Consider the following 22,671-nt stretch of genomic DNA (forward strand, 5'->3'; position numbering starts at 1 on the left):
CGGCGCGTGGAGGTTGGAGAAGACCCACCCTCCCGCGTCAGTTTTTCGAGTTCCGCAGCGTTTGAGGCCGTCGCCGCGCCTACGCTGTCGGGTTTTCAAAGGGTTTTCCTCAGGTTTTCGCGACGGCACATGTTCTGCAAAGAAGCCTGTGTGTCAGACCCCCGTGGTTGTTTTCGCGCATCGGTTGGACAGGACCTACAACCCCGGTTTGGAGAGAAGACCATGGAAAACCTCGCGAAACGAGAGCGTCTCAGCAGGATGGGTGGATGGGTGGTGGTGGCGGCGCTGCTGATGGGCAGCGTTGCGTGTGGGCGGATGGAGGAGTCTGGTGAGTCCATGGTGACCCCCTCCACTGCGAAGCAGGAGCTGACGGAGTCCAATGGCCTGACGGTGAACGGGCTGACGGTGAACGGGCTGACGGTGAACGGGCTGACCGTCAATGGCCTGACGGTGAACGGGCTGACGGTGAACGGGCTGTCGAGCTCTGCCTTCGCCTCGTGGTTCAGCCGCGACGTGGCGCTCAACAACATGCTGATGAAGTACATGGTCCAGTGCGCGCTGCCTGCGGGCGAGACGCGCACGTACCGGGAGCTTGAGACGGGCACGGCTTACACGTGGGAGGGCTCGCTGGGGCTGGCGCCGGGCTGGGTGCGCGGCCACGACTTCTCGGTGGAGGAGCAGCAGCTGGTGTCGGCGTGCCTGGCGGCGCATGTGAACAAGTACGGGATGCACGTGCCTCTGTCGGTGCTGGGCCTGAAGGCGGAGCGGCAGCCTATCGCTTACAGCCAGGAGGAGCTGGAGAGCTTTCCGCGTCGTGAGGCGTGCTTCTTCGGCAACCTGTTCACCGGCGAGGGTGTGTTCGCGGGCGTGGATCGGGACTACCTGGATGCGAGCGAGAGCTCGCCTCGCGCCTGCGGTCTGACGACGCAGGAGGGTGCCTCCGAGTCCGCGTGCAGCCCGATGGTGCACGTGGAGGAGAGCTGCGAGACGCTGTGCATGCTGGACCCGTCGGGTCTGTTCTACACGGAGTGCCGGTACAACGGGCAGAAGTACCGTCCGCTGACCACGCGCATCCGCTCGGAGGACGTGTTCGCGTGCGGTGACGGCGTGTGCCAGTTCACGGAGAGCTGTGGCCTGAACGACACGGCCACCAGCTGCTTCAGCGACTGCGGCGCCTGCGAGTGAGTGACGCCGTGAAGCGCGGCGCGTGAGCCCCCTGGGCCACGCCGCACCGAGGGTCCGCCGTCACACGGCGGGCCCTTTGTTTTTGGGCGGGTCGAGCGTTGGATACAGGGCGAACCGGCGTTTGCGCACTGGCCAACGCCGCCGGGAGTTCCTACCTCTCTGCCGGTATGCTGCTCCAAGGGTTGGAAGAGGGGAGTGCCGGCGCTACGGCGAAGGCAGAGGGTGGTGTGTCCATCGCGGACAAGCTGTTCGCTCGCATTCGCGAGGACCTGCTCGCGCGCGCTCGCGCCACGCCGCTGTCCACGTATCGCATTCAGCTCCACAAGGGCTTCACCTTCCAGGAGGCCCAGGCCGTGGTGCCGTATCTGGCCCGCCTCGGAGTGAGCGACTTCTACGCGTCGCCCTACTTGAAGGCGTCCCCCGGCAGCACCCACGGGTATGACTGCGTCGACCACCAGCAGCTCAACCCCGAGGTGGGCTCCGCCGAGGACCACGCTGCTCTCTGCCACGCGCTCCGCGAGCAGGGCATGGGACACGTGCTCGACGTCGTCCCCAACCACATGGGCATCGAACGCTTCAATGCCCTGTGGTTCGACGTGCTGGAGAACGGCCCGGCCTCCGTCTACGCGAAGTACTTCGACATCGACTGGGCCCCTGTGAAGGCGGAGCTGCGCGACAAGGTGCTCCTGCCCATCCTCGGAGATCAGTACGGCATCGTCCTGGAGAATGGTGAGCTCAAGCTCGGCTACCGCTCCGGTGCTTTCTTCATCCACTATTACGATCACCTGCTACCCCTGGCACCCCGGCAGTACGCCCGCGTGCTGCGCCCAGGGTTCGAAGAGCTCGAGACGCGGCTCGGTGCGACGAATCCGCACCTCATCGAGCTGCAGTCCATCCTCACCGCCATCGAGCACCTGCCCACTCGCACCGAGACGGAGCGCTCCAAGGTCATCGAGCGCAACCGCGAGAAGGAGGTCATCAAGCGGCGCCTCGCCGCGGTGGTGGATGCCAGCCCAGAGATCGCCACCTTCGTGACCGCCCGCGTGGAGGCCTGCAACGGCGCCCCCGGCAACCCGCGCTCGTTCGACACGTTGGATGAGCTGCTCGCCGAGTGCAGCTACCGGCTCGCCCACTGGCGCGTCGCCGGCGAGGAGATCAACTACCGCCGCTTCTTCGACATCAACGGTCTGGCCGCCATCCGTGTAGAGGACCCTGACGTCTTCGAAGAGGCCCACGCCCGCATCTTCGACTGGCTGAGCCGGGGCGATATCACCGGCCTGCGCATCGATCATCCGGACGGGCTCTTTGACCCGACCGCCTACTTCCTGAGGCTCCAGGAGCGCTTCTTCCTGGTGCAGGCCCGTGCGCGCTTCATCGAAGAGCACGGCGAGAGCGACGCGCGCTGGTCCACCGTGGAGCAGCGGCTCGTGGAGCGCTGGCGGAGCGAGGTGGCGGAGGACTTGAGCTCCCCACTGCGCAAGGCCCTCTTCGTCGTGGTGGAGAAGATCCAAGGTGGCCGCGAGCGAATGCCCGAAGCCTGGGCCGTGCACGGCACCACTGGCTACCGCTTCGCCAACTTCGTGGGCGGCGTCTTCGTCCAGCCAGACGCCGAGAAGCAGCTCACGGACATCTACCACCGCTTCATCGGTGAGTCGCCGAACTTCGAGGATCTCGTCTACCAGAAGAAGCTCCTCATCATGCGCACGGCCATGGCGAGCGAGATCAACATGCTCGCCTATGAGCTGAACCGCATCTCCGAGATGCACCGGCGCACGCGCGACTTCACCCTCAACAGCCTGCGCCGCACCTTGGTGGAGTTCATCGCGCTGTTCCCCGTCTACCGCACCTATGTAGACGGCTGGCGCCCCGAGCTCGATGCGCGGGACGTGCAGTACATCGAGTGGACCATCGCCCGCGCCAAGGAGCGCAACGCCACCACCAACGTCAGCATCTACGACTTCCTCCGGGACATCCTCCTGCGGCGCTACCCGGATCACCTCAACGAGCGCGAGCGCGCCGCCATGCTGCGCTTCGCCATGAAGCTCCAGCAGGTGACCGGCCCGGTGATGGCCAAGGGCCTGGAGGACACTTCCTTCTACATCTACAACCGGCTCGTCTCGCTCAACGAGGTGGGTGGTGAGCCGGAGCACTTCGGCACCCGCGTGGTGGACTTCCACCAGCGCAACCGTGAGCGCGCCGAGAACTGGCCCGCAAGTCTGCTCACCACCAGTACCCACGACACCAAGCGCAGCGAGGACGTGCGCGCCCGCATCCACGTGCTCACCGAGCTGCCCGAGGAGTGGGGCCGCCGCGCCGAGCACTGGAGCCAGCTCAACGCCGCTCACGTCGCGAAGCTGCCCAGCGGCCCCGCGCCCTCGCGCAACGACGAGTACCTCTTCTACCAGACCCTCATCGGCGCCTGGCCCATGGGCGGCGAGCCGCTCTCCGGCCCAGAGCTCCAGGACTTCCAGCGCCGCGTGCGCGAGTACATGGCCAAGGCCATCAAGGAGGCCAAGGTCCGCACCTCGTGGACCAACCCGGACGCCGACTACGACACCGCCGTGGCCCGCTTCGTGGACGCCTGCTTCGATCCGGCCAAGAACGGCGCCTTCCTCGAGGACGTGCGCCAGTTCAAGCGGCGCATCGAGCCCGCGGGGCAGATCAACTCCCTGGGGCAGCTCCTCCTCAAGCTCGCCTCGCCCGGCGTCGTGGACACCTATCAGGGGTGCGAGCTGTGGGATTTGTCCCTCGTGGACCCTGACAACCGGCGCCCCGTGGACTTCACGCTCCGCTCCCAGCTGCTCGAGGCCCTGGAGCGCGAGGCCGCCGAGGATGCCGCGGGCCTGTGCGCGCGGCTCATGGCGAACCCGGACGACGGGCGCATCAAGCTCTACACCCTCACCCAGGGCCTGCGTCTGCGTCAGCGCCACATGGCCCTCTTCCGCGCCGGCGGCTACCACGAGCTGGAGCTGGAGGGGCCTCGCGCCCGGGCCGCCCTGGCCTTTGCCCGCAAGCACGAGGACTCACGGGTCCTCGCCGTGGTGCCTCGCTTCACCCTGGCCGCCCTGGAAGGGGAGGGGGGCCTGGCTCGCGCCTATGAAGGCACTTTCGTGGCGCTTCCGGAGGCGTATGGAGGCATGATGTTCCGGGACGTCTTCACCGGACGCGAGGTGCGGCCAGAGCGCGGGGCGACGGGTGGCGTGGTGCTGCCCCTCTCACCGCTCCTCGCGGCGTTCCCGGTCGTCCTCTTGGAGAGGAGCAAGGGATGAGGAGGGCGGAGGTGCTACCAGGGAAGCCGTTTCCCCTGGGCGCCACGTACGACGGAGAGGGCATCAACTTCGCGGTCTTCAGCGAACACGCCCGGAAGATCGAAGTCTGTCTCTTCGACCCGGACATGCCCTCCCGAGAGATCCGCCGCATTCCCCTGGTGGAGACCACCTACCAGGTCCACCACGCCTACGTTCCCGGCCTCAAGCCGGGCACCCTCTACGGCCTGCGCGCCCATGGCCCCTACGAGCCTCGGCGCGGCCTGCGCTTCAACTCGCACAAGCTGCTGGTGGATCCGTACGCCCGCGCCCTGCACGGCCGCATGGAGCTGTCCGCGCCCATCCACGCCTACAAGGGCGAGGCCGAGACCGACAAGGACGCCGACCTCACGCTGGACACGCGGGACAGCGCCGCGGGTGTGCCCAAGGCCGTGGTGCTCACCGATGACTTCGACTGGGAGGGAGACCGCCGGCCTGCCACGCCGCTGAACCGCTCGCTGCTGTACGAGCTGCACGTGAAGGGCTTCACTCAGCTCCACCCCGCCGTGCCCGAGCACCAGCGCGGCACCTACGCGGGCCTGGCCCATCCGGCCGTCACCGAGTACCTCCAGAAGCTGGGCGTCACCGCCGTGGAGCTGCTGCCCATCCACGCCGCCGTGGACGAGTCCTTCCTCGCCAAGAAGGGCCTCACCAACTACTGGGGCTACAACACCCTGGGCTACTTCGCCCCGGACGCGCGCTTCAGCAGCTCCGGCTCCCTCGGCGGCCAGGTCAACGAGTTCAAGCACATGGTCCAGGCGCTCCACCGCGCCGGCATCGAAGTCATCCTCGACGTCGTCTACAACCACACCTGCGAGGGCAACCACCACGGGCCCACGCTCTCCTTCAAGGGCCTGGACAACAGCGCCTACTACCGGCTCAACGAGAAGGAGCCGCGCTTCTACCTGGACTTCACCGGCTGCGGGAACTCGTGGAACGCCACCCACCCGTACGCGCTCAAGCTCGTGGTGGACTCGCTGCGCTACTGGGTCGAAGTCATGCACGTGGACGGGTTCCGCTTCGACCTGGCCACCACCCTGGGCCGCGACAGGCACGGGTATGATCCCCGCGCCGCCTTCTTCCAGATGGTCCACGGCGACCCCGTGCTCAGCCAGGTGAAGCTCATCTCCGAGCCCTGGGACGTGGGCGACTTTGGCTACCAGGTGGGCAACTTCCCCGTGCTCTGGAGCGAGTGGAACGGCAAGTACCGCGACACCATCCGCCGCTACTGGAAGGGCGATGACCGGCAGGCCGCCGAGATTGGTTACCGGCTCACCGGCTCGTCGGACCTGTACGCGCTGTCCGGGCGCGGGCCCACCGCCAGCGTCAACTTCATCACCGCCCACGACGGCTTCACCCTGAGCGATCTCGTCACCTACAACGAGAAGCACAACGAGGCGAACCTCGAGGGCAACCGCGACGGCTCCAACGACAACCACTCGTGGAACTGCGGCGTGGAGGGCGAGACGGACAATGCCGTCATCAACGCCCTGCGCGACCAGCAGATGCGCAACTTCATCGCCACCCTCTTCGTCTCCCAGGGGGTGCCCATGCTCGTGGCGGGCGACGAGTTCGGCCGCACCCAGAAGGGCAACAACAACGCCTACTGCCAGGACAGCCCCATCTCCTGGGTGAACTGGGAGCTGAGCGCCCGCCAGCGCTCCCTGCTGGACTTCACCTTGCGCATGAGCAAGCTGCGCCGCGAGCAGCCCGTGCTCCGCAAGCGCCGCTTCTTCCGGGGCGCCCACATCTGGGACAGCGAGCTCAAGGACCTCGCCTGGTTCCGCCCCGATGGCAAGGAGATGCGCAAGGACGACTGGGAGAAGCCCTATGTGCGCTCACTGAGCTTCCTGCTCGGGGGCGATGCCATCCCCACCCTGGATGAGCAGGGGGAGCGCATCGTCGGCGACACCCTGCTGGTGCTGATGAACGCCCACCACGAGCCCATGGCGTTCGCTCTGCCCGCCATCGAGTGGGGTGCCGACTGGGAGCTGGTGGTGGACACCACCACGTCCGAGGACTGTTCCCACGTCCATACCCCCGCAGGCGGGAAGGTCCAGGTGGCGGGGCGCTCCATGGTGGTACTGCGCCGCCCAGCCACGGACTTGTAGCGGCCAGCCCACAGAAGCGGTAGGCAGGTGTCGACGGAGTGCCACCCGGCCGGTTAGGGTGCGTGCCGCTCCGTGTCGATCCGGGAAAATCTGTGAACACGCAAGTCGCGCTCTGGGTGGGCTTCAACCTCTTCGTGATGGCGATGCTCGCCATCGATTTGGGGCTGTTCCACCGCAAAGAACATGTGGTGTCGCCCAAGGAAGCGGGCGTGTGGACGGGCGTGTGGATCGCCATCAGCCTCCTGTTCTGTGCCGGGGTGTGGCGCTTCTCGGGCCGAGAGCCCGCACTCCAGTGGCTCACCGCCTACGTCGTCGAGTACTCGCTGTCCGTCGACAACCTCTTCGTCTTCCTGATGGTGTTCGGCTACTTCCGGGTCGCCCCCGAGCACCAGCACCGGGTGCTCTTCTGGGGCATCATCGGCGCCTTCATCATGCGCGCCGTGCTCATCATCGCGGGCACGGCGTTGGTGCGTGAGTTCAACTGGCTCATCTACCTGTTCGGCGCCTTCCTCGTTTTCACCGCGGGGAAGATGCTGCTCTCCAAGGAGGATGATGATGCCGCGGACCCGGAGAAGGGGCTGGTGGTGCGCCTCGCCCGGCGGGTGCTGCCGGTGGCGCCCCAAGGCGATGGCAGCCACTTCTTCGCCAGGGAGGAAGGGCGGCTGAAGGTGACGCCCCTGTTCCTCGTGCTGCTGGTGGTGGAGGCCACGGACCTGCTGTTCGCCCTGGATTCCATCCCCGCGGTGCTCGGCATCAGCCAGGACGCGTTCATCATCTACACCTCCAACGTGTGCGCCATCCTGGGCCTGCGCTCGCTGTTCTTCGTGGTGGCCAGCCTCATGGCCAAGTTCCACCTGATCAAGGTGGGTCTGGGCGTCATCCTCGGCTTCGTCGGCGTGAAGATGTTGATCACCTACTTCGACATCCACATCCACATCGGACTGTCGCTGGGGATCATCGCCGGCATCCTCGTGGCCAGCATCGTCGCCTCGCTCATCTGGCCCAAGCCCCCGGAGCCCGAGGAGGCAGGCGCCGCCAAGGCCTCCAAGCCGGGCCAGGACCGCGAGAGCGCCAAGACGTAAGCCGCACGGAGGCAGGAGCTGCGCCTTCCGCTGGCGTTTTGCTTGCATCCCGGGGCTTCCCGGCCAATTGTGGTGCACATGTCCACGACGACCACCGAGGGCATCCGCATCACCGTGAAGCCGGCCTTCTGGCCGGAGCGCAGTGCTCCGGAGTCCGGCCACTACGCATTCACGTACACGGTGGAGATCGCCAACACGGGCTCCCAGCCGGCCACCCTGCGCAGCCGGCACTGGGTCATCACCGACGCCAACGGGCGGGTGGAGGAAGTCAAAGGCGAAGGCGTGGTGGGCAAGCAGCCGAGGCTCGCGCCCGGAGAGCGCTTCGAGTACACGAGCTGGGCCATGCTCCGCACGCCCTTTGGCTCCATGCGCGGCAGCTACCAGATGGTGCGGTCCAACGGGCAGCAGTTCGACGCCCGGATCTCCGAGTTCGCTCTCACCCTGCCCAACGCCCTGCACTGAGCCCATGCCTACGCCGAAGAAGGGTGTGCTGCTGGTGAACCTGGGCACTCCGGATGCCCCGGAGTCCGGCCCGGTCCGCCGCTACCTGCGCGAGTTCCTCAAGGATCCCCGGGTGGTGGACATCCACCCCGTGGGCGCGTGGATGCTGCTCAACCTCGTCATCCTCCCCACCCGCCCGGCCAAGAGCGCCGAGGCCTATCGCAAGGTGTGGATGAAGGAGGGCTCGCCGCTGCTCGTGCACAGCCGGGCGCTGGAGGCCTCCGTGCGCGAGCGCCTCCGGGGCGAGTACGAGGTAGAGCTCGGCATGCGCTATGGCAACCCCTCCATCCCGGCCGCGGTGAAGGCGCTGCGCTCGCGCGGGGTGAAGGAGTTCATCCTCCTGCCGCTCTACCCGCAGGAGGCCGCCTCCTCGACCAGCTCTTCCCTGGCGCGCGCCTACGAGGTGCTGGCCGAGGAGTGGGACGTGGCGGGCGCGCGCGTGGTGCCCGCCTTCCACGACCACCCGGGCTTTTTGGACGCGTTCGCCGAGGTGGCCAGGCCCGTCATCGCCGAGGCCCGCGCGGACCACGTCCTCTTCAGCTACCACGGCCTGCCCGAGCGCCACATGCGCAAGAGCGACCCGTCCGGACAGCACTGCCTGGCCTCGAAGGGCTGCTGCGACGTGCTGACGGACGTGAACCGCCACTGCTACCGCGCGCAGTGCTTCGCCACCACGCGCGCCCTGGTTCAGCGGCTGGGCTTGCCACCCGAGGGCTACACCCTTTCCTTCCAGTCGCGCCTGGGCCGCACGCCGTGGATCAAGCCGTACACGGACCTGGTACTGCCGGAGCTGGCCCAGCGCGGCGTGAAGCGGCTGGCGGTGATGTGCCCGGCCTTTGTCGCGGACTGCCTCGAGACGCTCGAGGAGGTGGGCCTGCGCGCCAACGAGCAGTTCCGGGAGTGCGGCGGTGAGTCGCTCACGCTCGTCCCGTCGCTGAACTCCCACCCGGCCTGGGTGGATGCCGTGGTCCGCATGGTGCGCGAGGCGGATGGCGCCGCGCCGCGGACCCCTCCCGCTCCCTGAAAACGAACCGGGCACCGGACTCCTGAAGAGCCCGATGCCCGGCGTGTCACTTCACTCCCGTGGCTGCGCCCGGGTCACCCCAGGCGCGCACCTGTGTCATTACGGGTAGTACGGAGGGTACTCGGAGGAGCCGCCCGTATCCTCACCCGGAGCGCCCGGATCCTCGCCAGGAGCACCCGGATCGGACGGGCCGCCCGGATCGGACGGGCCGCCCGGATCGGACGGGCCGCCCGGATCGGACGGGCCGCCCGGGTCGGACGGGCCACCCGGATCAGTCGGGCCACCCGGATCGGTCGGGCCGCCCGGATCAGTCGGGCCACCCGGATCGGTCGGGCCGCCCGGATCAGTCGGGCCACCCGGGTCGGTCGGGCCACCCGGATCAGTCGGGCCACCCGGGTCGGTCGGGCCACCCGGATCCGAGCCGTCCAGGCAGATCTCGAACTCGTTCAGCGCGTTGATGTGGCCCTCGGCGTCACCCGTCAGCGACTGGGCGTAGATGCCGCCATCCCAGCTGCCGTTGTAGAAGGTGATGTGGGCGTAGGGCGCCAGCACCGTCCCGAACACGCCGAAGCCCTGCAGGTTGATGCTCGTGGTGGTCACGAAGTTGTAGAGCACCCCGTGCTGATCAATGCCGCCGCTGAAGCTGATGCCGAAGCCCTGGAAGGTGGCCGAGTTGCCGCGGATGTTCACCACCGCCAGCGAGCCAGCCGGCGCGTCGATGTTGAACACCACCGCCCCCGTGAAGGCGCTGCCGTCCACCTCGAACACGTTCAGCTCCGGATCCGTGCCGTTCAGGTACAGGCCGCCCCACACCTCGCGCCGCGTCGTGCCGTTGGCCGGAATCAGCCCCAGCCGCTCAGACAGCTGCTGCAGGTAGGCCTCGTGCTCCACGAAGTCGATGGGCTCGCCCTGCGCCAGCGTGCCGCGGGGGAACGTCACCGTGCCACCCGCCGTGGTGCTGCCGCCGTAGAAGGCGTCGCCGAAGACGGCGCCGTGGCTGATGTCCAGCGTGCCACCGGCCACCAGCACGTTCTGGGTGTCGCTCGGATTGAGGCCCGAGCCCACCGCGAAGCCGTGCATGGAGATGTTGCCGCGCGCCGCCACCTTGCCCACCACGTCATGGCCGCCCGAGTAGTTCTCCAGCAGGAACAGGTTGTAGTCGTTCAGGTGCACGGAGATGCACTCGGCCGGAGGAGGAGGCTCCTCGGTGATGTTGATGGTGTGCGTGCGCGGGGCCTCCACGTTGCCGGCCACGTCCGTCGCGTAGAAGGTGATCGTCGTCACTCCCAGGTTGCTGATGACGGGCAGGATGGCCGCCGAGCCCGACACCGTCTCGCCGCCCGTGGTCGCGCCGCTGAGCACGTAGGTGATGCTCGCTACGCCCGACTCGGTGTCCGTCGCGGTGATGACGCCGTTGACCGGACCGTGGTTCTCGCCGTTGGCATCAGGCCCCGGGGACACCGTCAGCGTGCTCACCGGGGGCGCGATGTCCGGGCGGCCGTTGCGCACGTTGAAGATGTAGCGGCCCGGGATGGTGCTGTTGCGGCTGCCGTGGATCAGGCCCGTCTCGCTGTTGCTGTCCAGCAGGGCGCCGTTCACCAGCGAGCCCGGGAACTGGAAGAAGTTGGCCGCGTCACCCGTGCCCGCGGAGAAGCCCGCGCCGGCCGAGGTGCCACCGAAGCCGTTGCGGCCACCGCTCGCGTCACCGGCCTCCCAGAGGATGCGCGAGTAGTTCAGGATGATGTCGAAGTTGCCGGCGCCCGTGTCGCTGCGGTCCACCAGGAGCAACTGGAAGGTGTTGCGCTTGTCGGCGTGGCGAGACCAGTAGCCCACGTCCACCCAGCTCACGCAGAAGGCCCGGTGGCCCTCGAAGCTGAACGCGCCCTGCGAGAACGTGGTGAGCCCCGACACCGGGCCCGAGCCCGCGTAGCGCGTGTCCACGTCCGCGAAGAACGGCGCGATGATGGGAGGCGTGTTGGCCCCCAGCACGAACGGGGTGTACGTCGGCATCCGCGCGTTGAACGTCACGTTGCCGTTGTTGTTGATGAAGAACTGCGAATACGTGTTGCCGAAGAAGTTCAGCTGGAATGGCAGCGAGATGACGTCGGTGGAGCTGTCATCATTGGCGGGCAGCGACAAAGCAAAGCACTCGTCGTCCCAGACGATGGCGCTCGAGGCCAGCGTCGACAACTCAGAGCGGCGGCTCTTGAGCTCCGCGCGAGCCCTGGCGTCGTTGAGGACACTGGCGACAGTCGCGGGTTCTCTCTGTTCCCGCTTTTGCTGTGCTGCTGCGTCATCCTGCGTGCCGCAGGCGGTGGTTATGAGCACCGCCAGCAAGCCGATCAACAATCTCTTCACGGACTTCCTCCTCCCGAATAGGCCCTGCAAGAGAGCAAACGAGCCCAACCGCTTTCTTTGCAGGGCGAGCGCAGTCTACGCTTGTGGTTCGGTGATGTTAAACAATAACAATCACACTGTTAAATCTAGGGAACCCCGAGTGATGCCGGGCCAACGGCCCAGTCCGCCGCACGGTGTGTGTCTGTAGGGCCGACACGCCGAGACGTCGTACTCCGGTCGGTGGAGACGTTGTCCCAGCTGGCAGAGACTTCAATGGCTGTAGGTGAGGTGCTGTAGGTGCATGGAGCGCCCCCGCAGTTGGCCGGCAGCCACTGGTTGACGGACTGCAGCTCCTGGAGCAGGGGCGGGAAGGTCTCCGTGGTGACGGAGGGCCGGGCGAAGGCCACCGCGTCCTGGGTCGCTCCCTGGGCATTGTTCACGAGGACGACGCTGTTGGTGTTGTAGAGGAAGCCCAGCGTGCCGCCGTGGATGTCCCAGGCGTTGTCGTAGTTGGAGGCGTATGTCGCGCTGCGGAACTGCGTCTTGCTCGACGTCTCCGAGCTGGGGGCATCGAAGCCCGAGTTGGTGTCCGGGTTGAAGTGGACGACGATGATGTCACCGGTGGCCACGGCGACAGCGGGCAGGGCGGTCAGCGTGGTGGTGTCCCGCACGATGGTGAAGTTGGAGATGTTGCCGCCCTGCACCACGTACAGCTCGAGCAAGTCCCGGCCCGAGGCGACGTTGGGGGCGATCTCGTTGATGCGCAGCACAGCGGGGGCCTGGAAGCCGCCGAAGGTGGCCGTCCGGCCGGTGGCGTCCATGCCGCTGCCCAGGGTGTCGCGGATACTGGTGGCCAGCGTCACCGTGTAGCTCTGCCCGTTGGTCTGGGTGGAAGTCGTCAGCAGAATGTCGCGATCCTGGACGCTGGCGGCCGAGGCCGTCAGGCCGTTGGTGAAGGTGAACTGGCTGCCATTGGCCTGCACGCTGGTCGGATCAATGCGCCGGTCCAGGTGGATGACGACGCCCGTGGTGCCGCTGCTGGCCGCGCTCAGCACGGTGGGGGCCGGGCAGGTGTGGACGGTGAAATCGCTGTTCACCCAACCGGAGGCCTGGGCCTGGGCGCCATTGCGCCACAGCGGGGCGCGGGCGGTGACGTTGCAGCCCTTGCTCACGTCGAGCGTGTCTTGCACGAGGGTGGGCAGACGAAGCTGGAGGTTGCTGTTGCTGGCCGAGCCGGAGGTAGACAGGGTGGAGGCCACGTACCCCGAGCCGGACGGCGAGAGGGTGTCCAGCAGCGTGCCGGTGATGGAGATGAGCTCGCTCTCGTAGCTGGCCACGGCGGGAGCCAGGTCCACGGAAGTCACGTTGGCGCGCAGCGGCCCCACGGGCTCGCTGGTGCCGTTGCGGAGGTAGTTGGTGATGGCCGTCACGTGCACCATGCCGTTCACGGTGGCCTTCTGCGTGGCCAGCAGCGTCACGCGATCCCCGGCCACGGGCACAGGGTTGATGCTGGAGGGAGACACCGCGACGAAGAGGGCGGGGCCCGACGGCTCGGCCTGGAGGAAGAACCCCGGGGAGTCCCCTCCGATGGAGGGCTTCACGTAGGTGATGAGCGCCAGGTCGATCTGCTGGTTCACCGCGCCATCCGCCGCGGCGCGCACGGCGGCGATCTGCGCGGAGATGGAGGCGGGCGTGCGGCCGATGAAGTACGAGGCGTTCTGCACGGGCTCGGCGTTGTTCCGCGCGTCCACCGAGAAGAACTTCAGCACCGTGTTGGCGCTGATGGCGATGGGGTTCGTGTAGCGGGGCGAGGACGTCGTGGGCGTGCTGCCATTCGTCGTGTAGTAGGTGTCCGTGCAGCCCGCGCCGCCCGTGCCGTCATCGCAGGTGAGCGTCACGTTCTGCGCCGAGGCATACACTCCACCGGCCGGGCTCGCCGTGGTGATGGGCGGCGCGACGTCCGCAGTGAAGGTGTACGACTCGCTCTTCGCGGACTCGGAGTTGCCCAGCCGGTCCACCGAGAAGAACCTCAGCGTCGTGGGCCGGTTGATGAAGATGGCGCCGGAGTACACGGTGGAGCTCCGCGTCGGCGTGCTGCCATCCGTCGTGTAGTAGGTGGCCTGGCAGCCGGAGCCCCCCCCGTCATCGCAGGTGAGTGTCACGTTCTGGGCTGTGCCGTAGGCGCCGCCCGCGGGGCTCGCGGCCGTGGTGGGCGCCACCGTGTCGATGACGTACGTCTCGGTCACCACCGATGAGGGCCGGCCCTGCGCATCGATGCCGATGAACTTCAGCGTGGTGTTCGCGCTCACCAGGATGGCTGTCGAGTAGGCCGGGGAGGACGCGGAGGGCGAGAGGCCGTCCGTTGTGTAGTGGATGGAGGCACAGGCTTCGCCAGTGCTGGAACTGCACGTGAGCGTCACCGTCTGGGCCGAGCCATAGTTGCCGCCCCGAGGCGACGCCGTCAGCGTGAGCGTGGAGGCGGCGCCGAAGAGGTACTCCTCCGTCTTCACCGCCTCGGCGTTGCCCGCAGTGTCCACCGAGAAAAACTTCAGCGTCGTGGTGGCCGACACGAAGAGGGGCGTGCTGTAGCGCGGCGAGGCCTGCGTGGGCGTGGAGCCGTCCGTGGTGTAGTGCGTCTCCGCGCAGCCACCGCCATTGCCGTCATCACAGATCAGCGACACGGAGACGGGCGTGGTGAAGGTGCCACCCGTGGGGTCGGCCCGGGTGACGGGAGGGGTCGTATCCTCCTCGGGAGTGGGGGGCTTCGAGCCGCCGCCACACGCGCTTGCCAGATGGAGAACAAGCAGCGGCAGGACGAACCGGGAGTACGCAGCGGGGTGCAGCGCCATATAAAGAAGGCCCTCACGAAGAAGAGAGGGCCGGAGAGTGGCATCGGCGCGCGCCCTGCGGCAAGGAGCCACGGGGGGCGGGTGTTCTCCTCGGACAGGAGGAGAACAGGGCCGCGTGTACTACCTCTTCGCCTCGGGCGCCTGGAGCTCTGCGGGCACCGAGTCCAGCGCGGTGAGCTGCAGCTTGAGCGTGCCCGGGGGCACGTGCGCCAGGGACTTGCCCGGCGCCGGCGAGGAGCCCGCCGTCTTCGCGGCCAGCGTGCCCTGCCAGGAGCGCCACTTGCCCGCCTTCACCAGGAACTCGCCGGTGCCCTTGAAGCTCACCTCGGCGGTGACCTCGATGGCCTTGGGCTTCTCGTTGTGGTGGTCATCCGCGGGCGGCTTCTTGCCTTTGCCCTTGTTCTTGCCCTTGTCCGGGGCCGCCTTCACGGGCACCGTCTCTCCCGTAGCCGTGGCCGTGGCCGCGCCAGGCGGGAAGAAGCCTGTCACCGTCTCGAAGAGATCGTACTGAATCGTCGCCACCTTGTCGTCGCCCTCCGGGGTGAGCGACGCGAGCTTCACGGTGTTGCGCCGATCCGACTTCTTCGCGCTGAAGCCCATGCCGAGCGGCTCGGGGTTCACGAAGTCCGCGCCCAGCGCCCACGTGTCACCCACGCCCACCGGATCCTTGGGCAGCTCCAGCAGCAGCGTGGCGAGGTTCCGGTCCACGTCGCCCAGCCCGTCCAGGATGAAGCCGCGCTCGCTGAAGGTGCCCTGTTCCACGGCCTCCTTCGAGGACTCCCGGGCGATGCGCACCACGTTGTCCCCCTTCTCAGGGTGCACCAGCGCGTAGGTGACCTTCAACGCGCTGGCACCGTCCTCCGGCGAGCCCTCCAGGCGGAAGGCCACGGGCGCGCCCGTGGCGAGCTTCCAGCGCAGCACCACTTTGTTGGGATCCGGGGCCGGCTGCGGGGCCTTCTTGGGCTCCTCGGGCTTGGGCGGCTCCACGTAGCCCGGCGGGCGGGGAATGGGCTCCAGTTGGCCGGGCGGCTTGTCACCGCAGGCGGACAGGGCACCGAGGAGGACGACGAGGCTCAGCAGACATCGCTTCAAAGGGGCACGCTCCTGACAGGAAGCAAGGCGGGGATATCGGAGAGTGCGTGGCGCTTCAAGAGTCCCCGGGACGAGGTGCGGCGGCCCGCGAGAGCCGGTCCCTCACCGCCACGCCCAGGCCCTGTGCCGGAGGCAGACAGGCCAGGAGCACATCCAGGCCCGCCCCATCCGCCTCGCGCAGGCGCAGGTAGAGGAGGCGGGCGGCTCCAGCGGGCTCTTCGGGCACGTCGAAGCGCTGCAGCTCGCTGGGCAGGGCCAGGCTCCGAGGGCCGAGCACCCCTACCCGCCGTCCTTGGAGGCGCAAGGTTTCGGCCCGGGACGCAGCCTGAGCAGGCTCCACCAGCTCCACACCCACACGGGGGGCATAGTGGGACTCCAGCGAGCCGGAGACGCGCACGGTTGACGCGGTGCGTACAGGGACGGGGCGCCCGAGCACGCGCTCCAGCTCCTCGGCGGCGAGGCCCCCGGGGCGGAGGATGGAGGGCTCGTCCGAGCTCAGGTCCACGATGGTGGACTCGACGCCCACGGTGCAGGGGCCTCCATCGAGGAGGAGGTCCACGTCGCCGCCCAGGTCCTGGCGCACATGCTCGGCGGTGGTGGGGCTGACGCGGCCGAAGCGGTTGGCGCTGGGAGCGGCCAGGCCTCCTCCGAGCGCCCGGAGCACCGCGAGCGCCACCGGGTGGTTCGGCACGCGCACGGCGACGGTGTCCTGGCCCCCAGTGACGGCGTCGGTGGCGCGAGCGGTGCGCTTCAGCACCAGGGTGAGCGGGCCGGGCCAGAAGGCAGCGGCCAGGCGGTGGGCCTCATCGGGGACGGGGCTGGCCCATTCGGACAGGGCAGCGGCGTCCGGCAGGTGGACGATGAGCGGGTGGGTGGAGGGCCGGCCCTTGATGGCGAAGATGCGGCGCACGGCCAGCTCATCCTCGGCGTTGGCGGCCAGGCCATACACCGTCTCCGTGGGCAGGGCGATGACCCCGCCCCGCCGCAGGATTTCCACTGCGCGATCAATGAGCTCCGGGGTAAGCATGCGCAGCCTCACTGTCGCGGAGGGGTTATGGGCAAGTCCAGGATGTTCGATGCGCGCAGCCGGATGCCGGTGCCAGCCACGGAGGTGTTCGCCTGGCATGCCCGCGAAGGGGCCTTCGAGCGGCTGACGCCCCCCTGGGATGCCGTGGAGGTGGTGGAGCGCAGTGGCTCGGGCATCCAGCCGGGGACCCGTCTGAAGATCCGGATGAAGATCGGCCCGGTGCCGCAGACGTGGGAGGCGGAGCACACGAAGTACGTGGAGGGCTCGCTCTTCCAGGACGCCCAGGTGTCCGGCCCCTTCGAGCGCTGGGTGCACACGCACCGGATGTGGCCCGAGCCGCCCTCGTCCTCGGTGCTGGAGGACGAGGTGGTGTACGCGCTGCCCATGGGGCTCCCGGGGCGGCTGGCGGGAGGCGGCATGGTGCGGCGCCGGCTGGAGCGGGTGTTCACGTACCGGCACGCGCTGACGCGCGAGGATCTGCGGCGGCACGCGCTCTACGCGGGGCAGGGGCCGCTCACGGTGGGCGTGACGGGGGCCACCGGTCTGGTGGGCAGTGCGCTGGTGCCCTTCCTCACCACCGGCGGCCACGTGGTGCGGCGGCTGGTGCGAGGGCGTGCGGACAAGGCGCGCGGGGACGTGGCCTGGAACCCGGACAAGGGAGAGATCGACACGGCGGCGCTGGAGGGCGTGGACGCAGTGGTGCACCTGGCGGGCGCCAACGTGGGGCAGAAGTGGACCCCGGAGACGAAGGAGCTCATCCTCCGAAGCCGCACCGAGGGCACGCGCGTGCTGAGCGAGGCCCTGGCCCGGCTCCAGAAGAAGCCGCAGGTGCTGGTGTGCGCGGCGGCCATCGGCATCTACGGGGACCGAGGCGACGAGGTGGTGACGGAGGAGAGCCCCCCGGGCGCCGGTTTCCTGGCGGACGTGTGCAAGCAGTGGGAGGCGTCCACGGCTGCGGCGGAGGCGGCGGGCATCCGCGTGGTGCACCTGCGCATCGGCGTGGTGCTGGATCCGAGGGGAGGGGCGCTGGCGAAGCTGCTCCCGCCCACGCTCATGGGCGGCGGAGGGCCGGTGGGCGGTGGCCAGCAGTGGCTGAGCTGGATCTCCCTGGAGGACGTGCTGGGGCTCATCCAGCTGGCCCTGTTCAACCGGGAGCTGCGTGGGCCCATGAATGCCGTGGCCCCCCAGGCGGTGCGCCAGGGAGAGCTGGCCCGCACGCTGGGCCGGGTGGTGTCCCGGCCGGCGGTGCTGCCCGTGCCCGCGGCGGCCATCCAGGCGCTCTTCGGGGAGATGGGGAAGGAGACCGTGCTCTCCAGCACCCATGTGCGCCCCACGGTGGCCGAGCGCCTGGGCTTCTCATTCATCCACCCACAGCTGGAGGGCGCCCTGCGCTTCACCCTGGGTCGCACCCAGGGGGGCCTGGAGTTCACTCACTCCGACGCGCCCGATCCGTCTTGACAAAGTTCCATCCTGCGCGAATTAAGACGCGTTTTTCGCAAGGTACAGAGGGTCCCGGATGATCCAGGTCGAAGGGCTCACGAAGTACTACGGCGAGCATGCAGCGGTTCGAGATCTGGCCTTCACCATCAACAAAGGTGAGGTCATCGGCTTCCTTGGCCTGAACGGCGCGGGGAAGACGACGACGTTGAAGATCCTCGGCTGTGTGCTCTTACCCACCTCGGGGCGTGTCGTCATCGACGGATACGACGCGGTGAGAGATCCCCACGAGGTCCGCAAACGCATCGGGTTCCTGCCCGACACGCCGCCGCTCTATGACGAGATGACGGTGGGCGAGTACCTCGCCTATGTGGCGCAGCTGCGCGGGGTGTCCTCACAGGAGGTCCGCGCGCGCGTCACCGAGGCCGAGGAGAAGACGGCGCTGCGAGAGAAGGACGGGGCGCTCATCTCCACGCTCAGCCACGGCTACCGGCAGCGCGTGGGCGTGGCGCAGGCGCTGGTGCACCGCCCGGCCTTCCTCATCCTGGACGAGCCCACCAGTGGCTTGGACCCGGCGCAGATCCGCGGCATGCGCGAGCTCATCCGCAGCCTCAAGGGTGCGCACACGGTGCTCGTCTCCAGCCACATCCTCCCGGAGATCAGCGAGACGTGTGACCGGCTGCTCATCATCAGCGGCGGACAGCTGGTGGCGCAGGGCACGGAGGAGGAGCTGGCGCGCAAGCTGGGCGGCGGCTCGGTGGAGGTGGAGGTGCGTGGCGACAAGGCCAAGGCCCTGGAGGCGCTGGCGGGCCTGGGGCCCGTCACGGTGGCGCAGGAGGACGGCACGGTGCTGTCGCTGCGTGTGGAGGTGTCTCCGGACCAGAGGCCCCAGGTGGCGCGGGCACTGGTGGGGGCGGGGCTGGAGCTGCTCCGGCTGGATCGCGGCGCGCAGCGGCTCGAGTCCATCTTCCTGAGCCTGACCCGGAATGGCGGGGCGTCGTCCCAGGAGGTGTCCTCATGAAGGCGCTGCTGATTGCCCGCCGCGAGCTGGCCGGCTACCTGCGCTCGCTGAGCGGCTACATCATCATCGCGGTGATCCTCGCGTTGAACGGGCTGTTCTTCAACGCATTTGCCCTGAGCAAGGCGGCGGAGCGCTCCGCCACGGTGCTCTCCAACTTCTTCTATTACTCGAGCGGCTTCACCATCGTCGCCTCGGTGTTCATCTCCATGCGGCTGCTGGCCGAGGAGCGGCAGGCGGGCACGCTGCCCCTGCTGTACTCCTCGCCGCTGCGAGACAGGGACATCGTCCTGGGCAAGTACCTGGCGGGGCTCCTGTTCCTGGCCCTCTACCTGGCGTGCACCTTATATATGCCGCTGCTCATCGCGGTTCACGGCAAGGTGTCCGCGGGCCACATCTTCGCGGGCTACCTGGGGCTGCTGCTGCTGGGCAGCGCGTCGCTGGCGGTGGGGACGTTCGGCTCGGCGCTGGCCCGCAACCAGATCATGGCCGCCATCCTGACCGCGGTGATGCTCGTGGGCCTCATCCTGTGCTGGCTGCTGGCGCGCATTGCCGAGCAGCCGTTGGCCGGAGTGTTCAGCGCGATGTCGCTGTGGAACCAGCACTTCCCGCCGTTCCAGAGCGGCCTGGTGCATGTGCGAGACGTGGCCTACTACCTGGTGCTCACCTACGTGGCGCTGTTCGGTGCCACCCGGGTGTTGGAAGCGCGGAGGTGGCGATGAACTCCCGGGGAAGCAGTCTCGTCCTGAGCATCGCCTTCGCGGCGGTGCTGGTGCTCGGCCTCGTCGCCGAGCGTATTGCTGGCGCGGGCACCGCGCTCACCGCCACCGTGGCGGTGCGCACCGTGGTGCTGCTGGGAATCATCGGCCTGGGAGTGCTGCGCATGTCCCAGGCCACCGGCGAGCGCAAGGTGCTCTGGCGCTGGGCGCTGCTCTGCTACGTGGCGGGCTTCGTGGGCCTGCTGCTCTTCACCGCCCAGTCGGAGCTGGGGGCGAAGCTGCTCGGCACGCCGCTGTCCCAGTCCTCGCCGAAGCTGGCGGTGGTGTTCCAGGCGCTCTTCCCGGCGCTGCTGGTGCTGTCGCTGCTGCCGCTGGCGCTGCTGGAGTCCTCGGCTGCCGCCATGGCCCGCGCGCCCGTCCTGGAGACGGACCGCACGCGCGGGGCGCTGTACTCCGGTGCGGGCACGGCCTTCGTCCTCATCTTCGCCTTCGCGGCCATGTACGTGGCCACGCAGCGGGACGTGACGTGGGACTTGTCCTACTTCCGGACCGCGCGGCCGGGTGAGTCCAGCCGGAAGATTGTCCGCGGCCTCACCGAGCCGCTGCAGGTGATGCTCTTCTTCCCGCCCGCCAATGACGTGGGCGAGGCGGTGAGCCAGTACTTTCGCGAGCTGGGCGAGGAGTCTCCGCAGCTCCAGGTGGAGCGGCTGGACCAGGCCGTGGAGCCGGCGAAGGCCCGCACGGTGGGGGTCACCACCAACGGCGTCCTCGTGCTGGCGCGCGGCGAGCAGCGCGAGGTGTTCACCGTGGGCCTGGAGCTCGACCGGGCGCGTGGGCAGCTGAGCCGGCTGGACCAGGAAGTTCAGAAGCGGCTGCTCACGGTGGCCCGCCCGCGCCGCGTGGTGTACCTCACCGAGGGCCATGGCGAGCGCAGCGACGCGCGCGCCTTGCCGGGGGAGACGGAGCGCCCCGGTATTTCCCAGCTCAAGGAGCTGCTGCGCGGCCAGAACGTGGAGGTGCAAACGGTGAGCGCTGGCGAGGGCCTGGGCACCGAGGTGCCGCGCGACGCGGCGGCGGTGCTCATCCTCGGGCCCACCAAGCCCTTCCTCCCGGAGGAGGTGGCGGCCCTGCGCGAGTACTTCAACAAGGGCGGGCGGCTGTTCATCGCCCTGGATCCGGAGGGCTCCCCGGAGGACGAGCTGCTGAAGATGCTCGGGGTGAAGTACCTGAAGACGAAGCTGGCCAATGATCAGGTGTACTTCCGCCTCACCCGCCAGCCGAGCGATCGCACCAACCTGGGCACCTCGAACTACTCCTCGCACCCGTCCGTTTCGACGCTCGCGCAGCTGGGCGGGCAGGGGCCCGTGGTGATGCTGGGCGCGGGTGCGCTGGAGCCCATCGTCCCGCCGCCCGAGGGCATCAGCGTGGACGTGACGGTGCGCGCGCACGAGGCCACCTTCCCGGACGCCAACGGCAACTTCACCGAGGATCCGGGCGAGGAGCGCCGCAACTGGCCGCTGGCGGTGGCGGTGCAGAAGCAGGGCACCGGCAAGGATCCGGGGCGGGCGGTGGTGCTGGGCGACTCGGATGCGCTGGTGGATGGCGTGCTGCCGAGCCTGGGCAACGTGTACCTGGCGCTGGACGCGCTGCGCTGGCTCACGGGCGAGGAGGCCATCTCTGGCAAGGTGACGAGTGAGGAGGACGTGCCCATCCAGCACACGCGCGAGCAGGACGTGCTGTGGTTCTGGGCCACGGTGCTGCTGGCGCCGGCGGTGGTGTTGGGCGTGGGGTTCTTCGTGACGCGGCGGCGGGGCCGCCGTGCGCCGGCGGTACCGGCAGGAGGTGCGTCATGAACGCGCGAGGGTTGGCGCTGCAGGGTGGGCTCGCGGCGCTGGGATTGGTGGCGGCCTTCCTCACGTGGCAGCGCGAGCCAGAGGGCCAGCCCGGCGAGGTGACGGTGTTGGATCTCTCCAAGCGGGCGCTGCAGAAGGTTCGCTACGAGGACCCGACGCGCTTCGCCGAGCTGTTCCGCAACCCGCAGGACGAGGACCGGCTCTGGGTGCGGGTGGGCGACAAGCCGAAGCCACCGCCTCCCGCGCCTCCTCCGGCTTTGGGGACGGATGGCGGTGTGCCTGGGGGCACGGATGGTGGAGCGGCGGTGGCTTCCACGGTGGGCGCGGTGGATGCGGGAGTTTCGTCCACGCCGCCCACGCCGCCACCGCCTCCGCCGCCTCGCGAGCTGCGAGCCAATGCGAACGCGGAGACCTTGTGGGGCCGTCTGGCGCCGGTGAAGGGCTCGCGGTCGCTGGGCGAGCTGGACGCGAAGAAGCTCGAGGAACTGGGGTTGGTGAACAGCCCGCGCAAACTGACGTTCACGGTGGATGGCCGGGAGCAGGTGCTCGCGCTGGCGGCCCCCACGGGCGGCGCCTGGGGGACTCCGTACGCGTTGCGGGAGGACGGCAAGGTCTTCCTGCTGGTGACGACCCTTCTCCCGGACCTGGAGAACGCGATGAGCCGGCTGGTGGATCGCCGGTTGCACCTGTTCGAGGAGGGGGACTACGACTCCATCACCGTTTCAGCGGGGAAGAACTCGCGGACCTTTACCTCGACGGGCAAGCCTCCGACGCCGGTGGTGATTGCACCGCAGAACGCGCCGGACAAGCCGGACGAGTTCGTCCGCAACTGGCACGACCGCGTCTGGCGGATGATGGCGATGGACGTGCTGGGCCAGGGCGAGGAGCCGCCGGGCGGAGCGCCCGAGGAGCAGGTGCGCATCGGCTACGGCAAGGGCGGCAAGGAGATGGGCTTCCTCGTCCTCGCGAAGAACCCCAAGGGCGAGTACTTCGCGCGCTCCGAGCACAGCGCGGGCTGGGTCCGGCTCCACGCCGGGTTCGACACGCTGGTGAACGAGGCCATCAAGATCGCCTCGGGAACCTGAGCGTTCGCTGTCACGAGGGCGCCTGAGCCCGGCTCAGGCGCCTCGG

15 protein-coding genes are annotated in these 22,671 nt (G+C 68.6%); 11 read left to right on the forward strand and 4 right to left on the reverse strand.

Annotated features, from left to right (window positions below; all coding sequences use genetic code 11):
* Nucleotides 1-222 precede the first annotated feature (222 nt).
* The 6 genes from DB31_RS21050 to hemH all read left to right on the forward strand — a co-directional run bounded on the left by DB31_RS21050 (nt 223) and on the right by hemH (nt 9,208).
* On the forward strand, nt 223-1,185 hold the full coding sequence (locus DB31_RS21050; RefSeq protein ID WP_044190702.1) for a hypothetical protein: 963 nt from the start codon (nt 223-225) through the stop codon (nt 1,183-1,185).
* Nucleotides 1,186-1,352: 167 nt separating this feature from the next.
* Nucleotides 1,353-4,454: a malto-oligosyltrehalose synthase gene (gene treY / locus DB31_RS21055; RefSeq protein WP_205628543.1), complete on the forward strand. Its 3,102-nt coding sequence runs from the start codon at nt 1,353-1,355 to the stop codon at nt 4,452-4,454.
* Nucleotides 4,451-6,601, forward strand: coding sequence for a glycogen debranching protein GlgX (gene glgX / locus DB31_RS21060; protein ID WP_044190704.1), 2,151 nt, complete (start codon nt 4,451-4,453; stop codon nt 6,599-6,601). Before treY ends, glgX begins: the two co-directional genes overlap by 4 nt.
* Before the next feature lie 92 nt (nt 6,602-6,693).
* Nucleotides 6,694-7,683, forward strand: coding sequence for a TerC family protein (locus DB31_RS21065; protein ID WP_044190706.1), 990 nt, complete (start codon nt 6,694-6,696; stop codon nt 7,681-7,683).
* Between the two features lie 78 nt (nt 7,684-7,761).
* On the forward strand, nt 7,762-8,145 hold the full coding sequence (gene apaG / locus DB31_RS21070) for a Co2+/Mg2+ efflux protein ApaG (protein ID WP_044190709.1): 384 nt from the start codon (nt 7,762-7,764) through the stop codon (nt 8,143-8,145).
* A 4-nt stretch (nt 8,146-8,149) separates the two neighbouring features.
* A complete protein-coding gene (hemH, locus tag DB31_RS21075; protein WP_044190712.1) occupies nt 8,150-9,208 on the forward strand; it encodes a ferrochelatase in 1,059 nt (352 codons plus the stop codon).
* 99 nt (nt 9,209-9,307) lie between these two features.
* Here hemH and DB31_RS49975 read toward each other — a convergent pair whose 3' ends face one another.
* From DB31_RS49975 to DB31_RS21095, 4 genes are all read right to left on the reverse strand, one after another.
* Nucleotides 9,308-11,566, reverse strand: a complete 2,259-nt coding sequence (locus DB31_RS49975; RefSeq protein WP_205628539.1) for a choice-of-anchor A family protein — start codon at nt 11,564-11,566, stop codon at nt 9,308-9,310.
* 125 nt (nt 11,567-11,691) lie between these two features.
* Complete coding sequence (locus tag DB31_RS21085) at nt 11,692-14,394, reverse strand: chitobiase/beta-hexosaminidase C-terminal domain-containing protein (protein ID WP_052420143.1); 2,703 nt, start codon at nt 14,392-14,394, stop codon at nt 11,692-11,694.
* A gap of 120 nt (nt 14,395-14,514) precedes the next feature.
* Nucleotides 14,515-15,486, reverse strand: coding sequence for a hypothetical protein (locus tag DB31_RS21090; protein WP_044190715.1), 972 nt, complete (start codon nt 15,484-15,486; stop codon nt 14,515-14,517).
* 55 nt (nt 15,487-15,541) lie between these two features.
* Nucleotides 15,542-16,513, reverse strand: a complete 972-nt coding sequence (locus DB31_RS21095; RefSeq protein ID WP_044190718.1) for an L-threonylcarbamoyladenylate synthase — start codon at nt 16,511-16,513, stop codon at nt 15,542-15,544.
* Nucleotides 16,514-16,540: 27 nt separating this feature from the next.
* Here DB31_RS21095 and DB31_RS21100 point away from each other — a divergent pair, with 27 nt between their 5' ends.
* From DB31_RS21100 to DB31_RS21120, 5 genes are read left to right on the forward strand one after another with little or no spacing between them, the layout of a single operon-like run.
* A complete protein-coding gene (locus tag DB31_RS21100; protein WP_044190719.1) occupies nt 16,541-17,971 on the forward strand; it encodes a TIGR01777 family oxidoreductase in 1,431 nt (476 codons plus the stop codon).
* A 58-nt stretch (nt 17,972-18,029) separates the two neighbouring features.
* Nucleotides 18,030-18,971, forward strand: coding sequence for an ABC transporter ATP-binding protein (locus tag DB31_RS21105; protein ID WP_044190722.1), 942 nt, complete (start codon nt 18,030-18,032; stop codon nt 18,969-18,971).
* Nucleotides 18,968-19,690, forward strand: coding sequence for an ABC transporter permease (locus tag DB31_RS21110; RefSeq protein WP_044190725.1), 723 nt, complete (start codon nt 18,968-18,970; stop codon nt 19,688-19,690). The genes DB31_RS21105 and DB31_RS21110 overlap by 4 nt, the downstream gene beginning before the upstream one ends.
* The gene (locus DB31_RS21115; RefSeq protein ID WP_044190727.1) at nt 19,687-21,540 is read left to right on the forward strand and encodes a DUF4350 domain-containing protein; all 1,854 of its coding nucleotides are present in this window, start codon (nt 19,687-19,689) and stop codon (nt 21,538-21,540) included. The genes DB31_RS21110 and DB31_RS21115 overlap by 4 nt, the downstream gene beginning before the upstream one ends.
* The gene (locus tag DB31_RS21120) at nt 21,537-22,625 is read left to right on the forward strand and encodes a hypothetical protein (RefSeq protein WP_044190730.1); all 1,089 of its coding nucleotides are present in this window, start codon (nt 21,537-21,539) and stop codon (nt 22,623-22,625) included. The genes DB31_RS21115 and DB31_RS21120 overlap by 4 nt, the downstream gene beginning before the upstream one ends.
* Nucleotides 22,626-22,671 lie beyond the last annotated feature (46 nt).

It is taken from the genome of Hyalangium minutum (assembly GCF_000737315.1).
Classification (GTDB): Bacteria; Myxococcota; Myxococcia; order Myxococcales; family Myxococcaceae; genus Hyalangium; species Hyalangium minutum.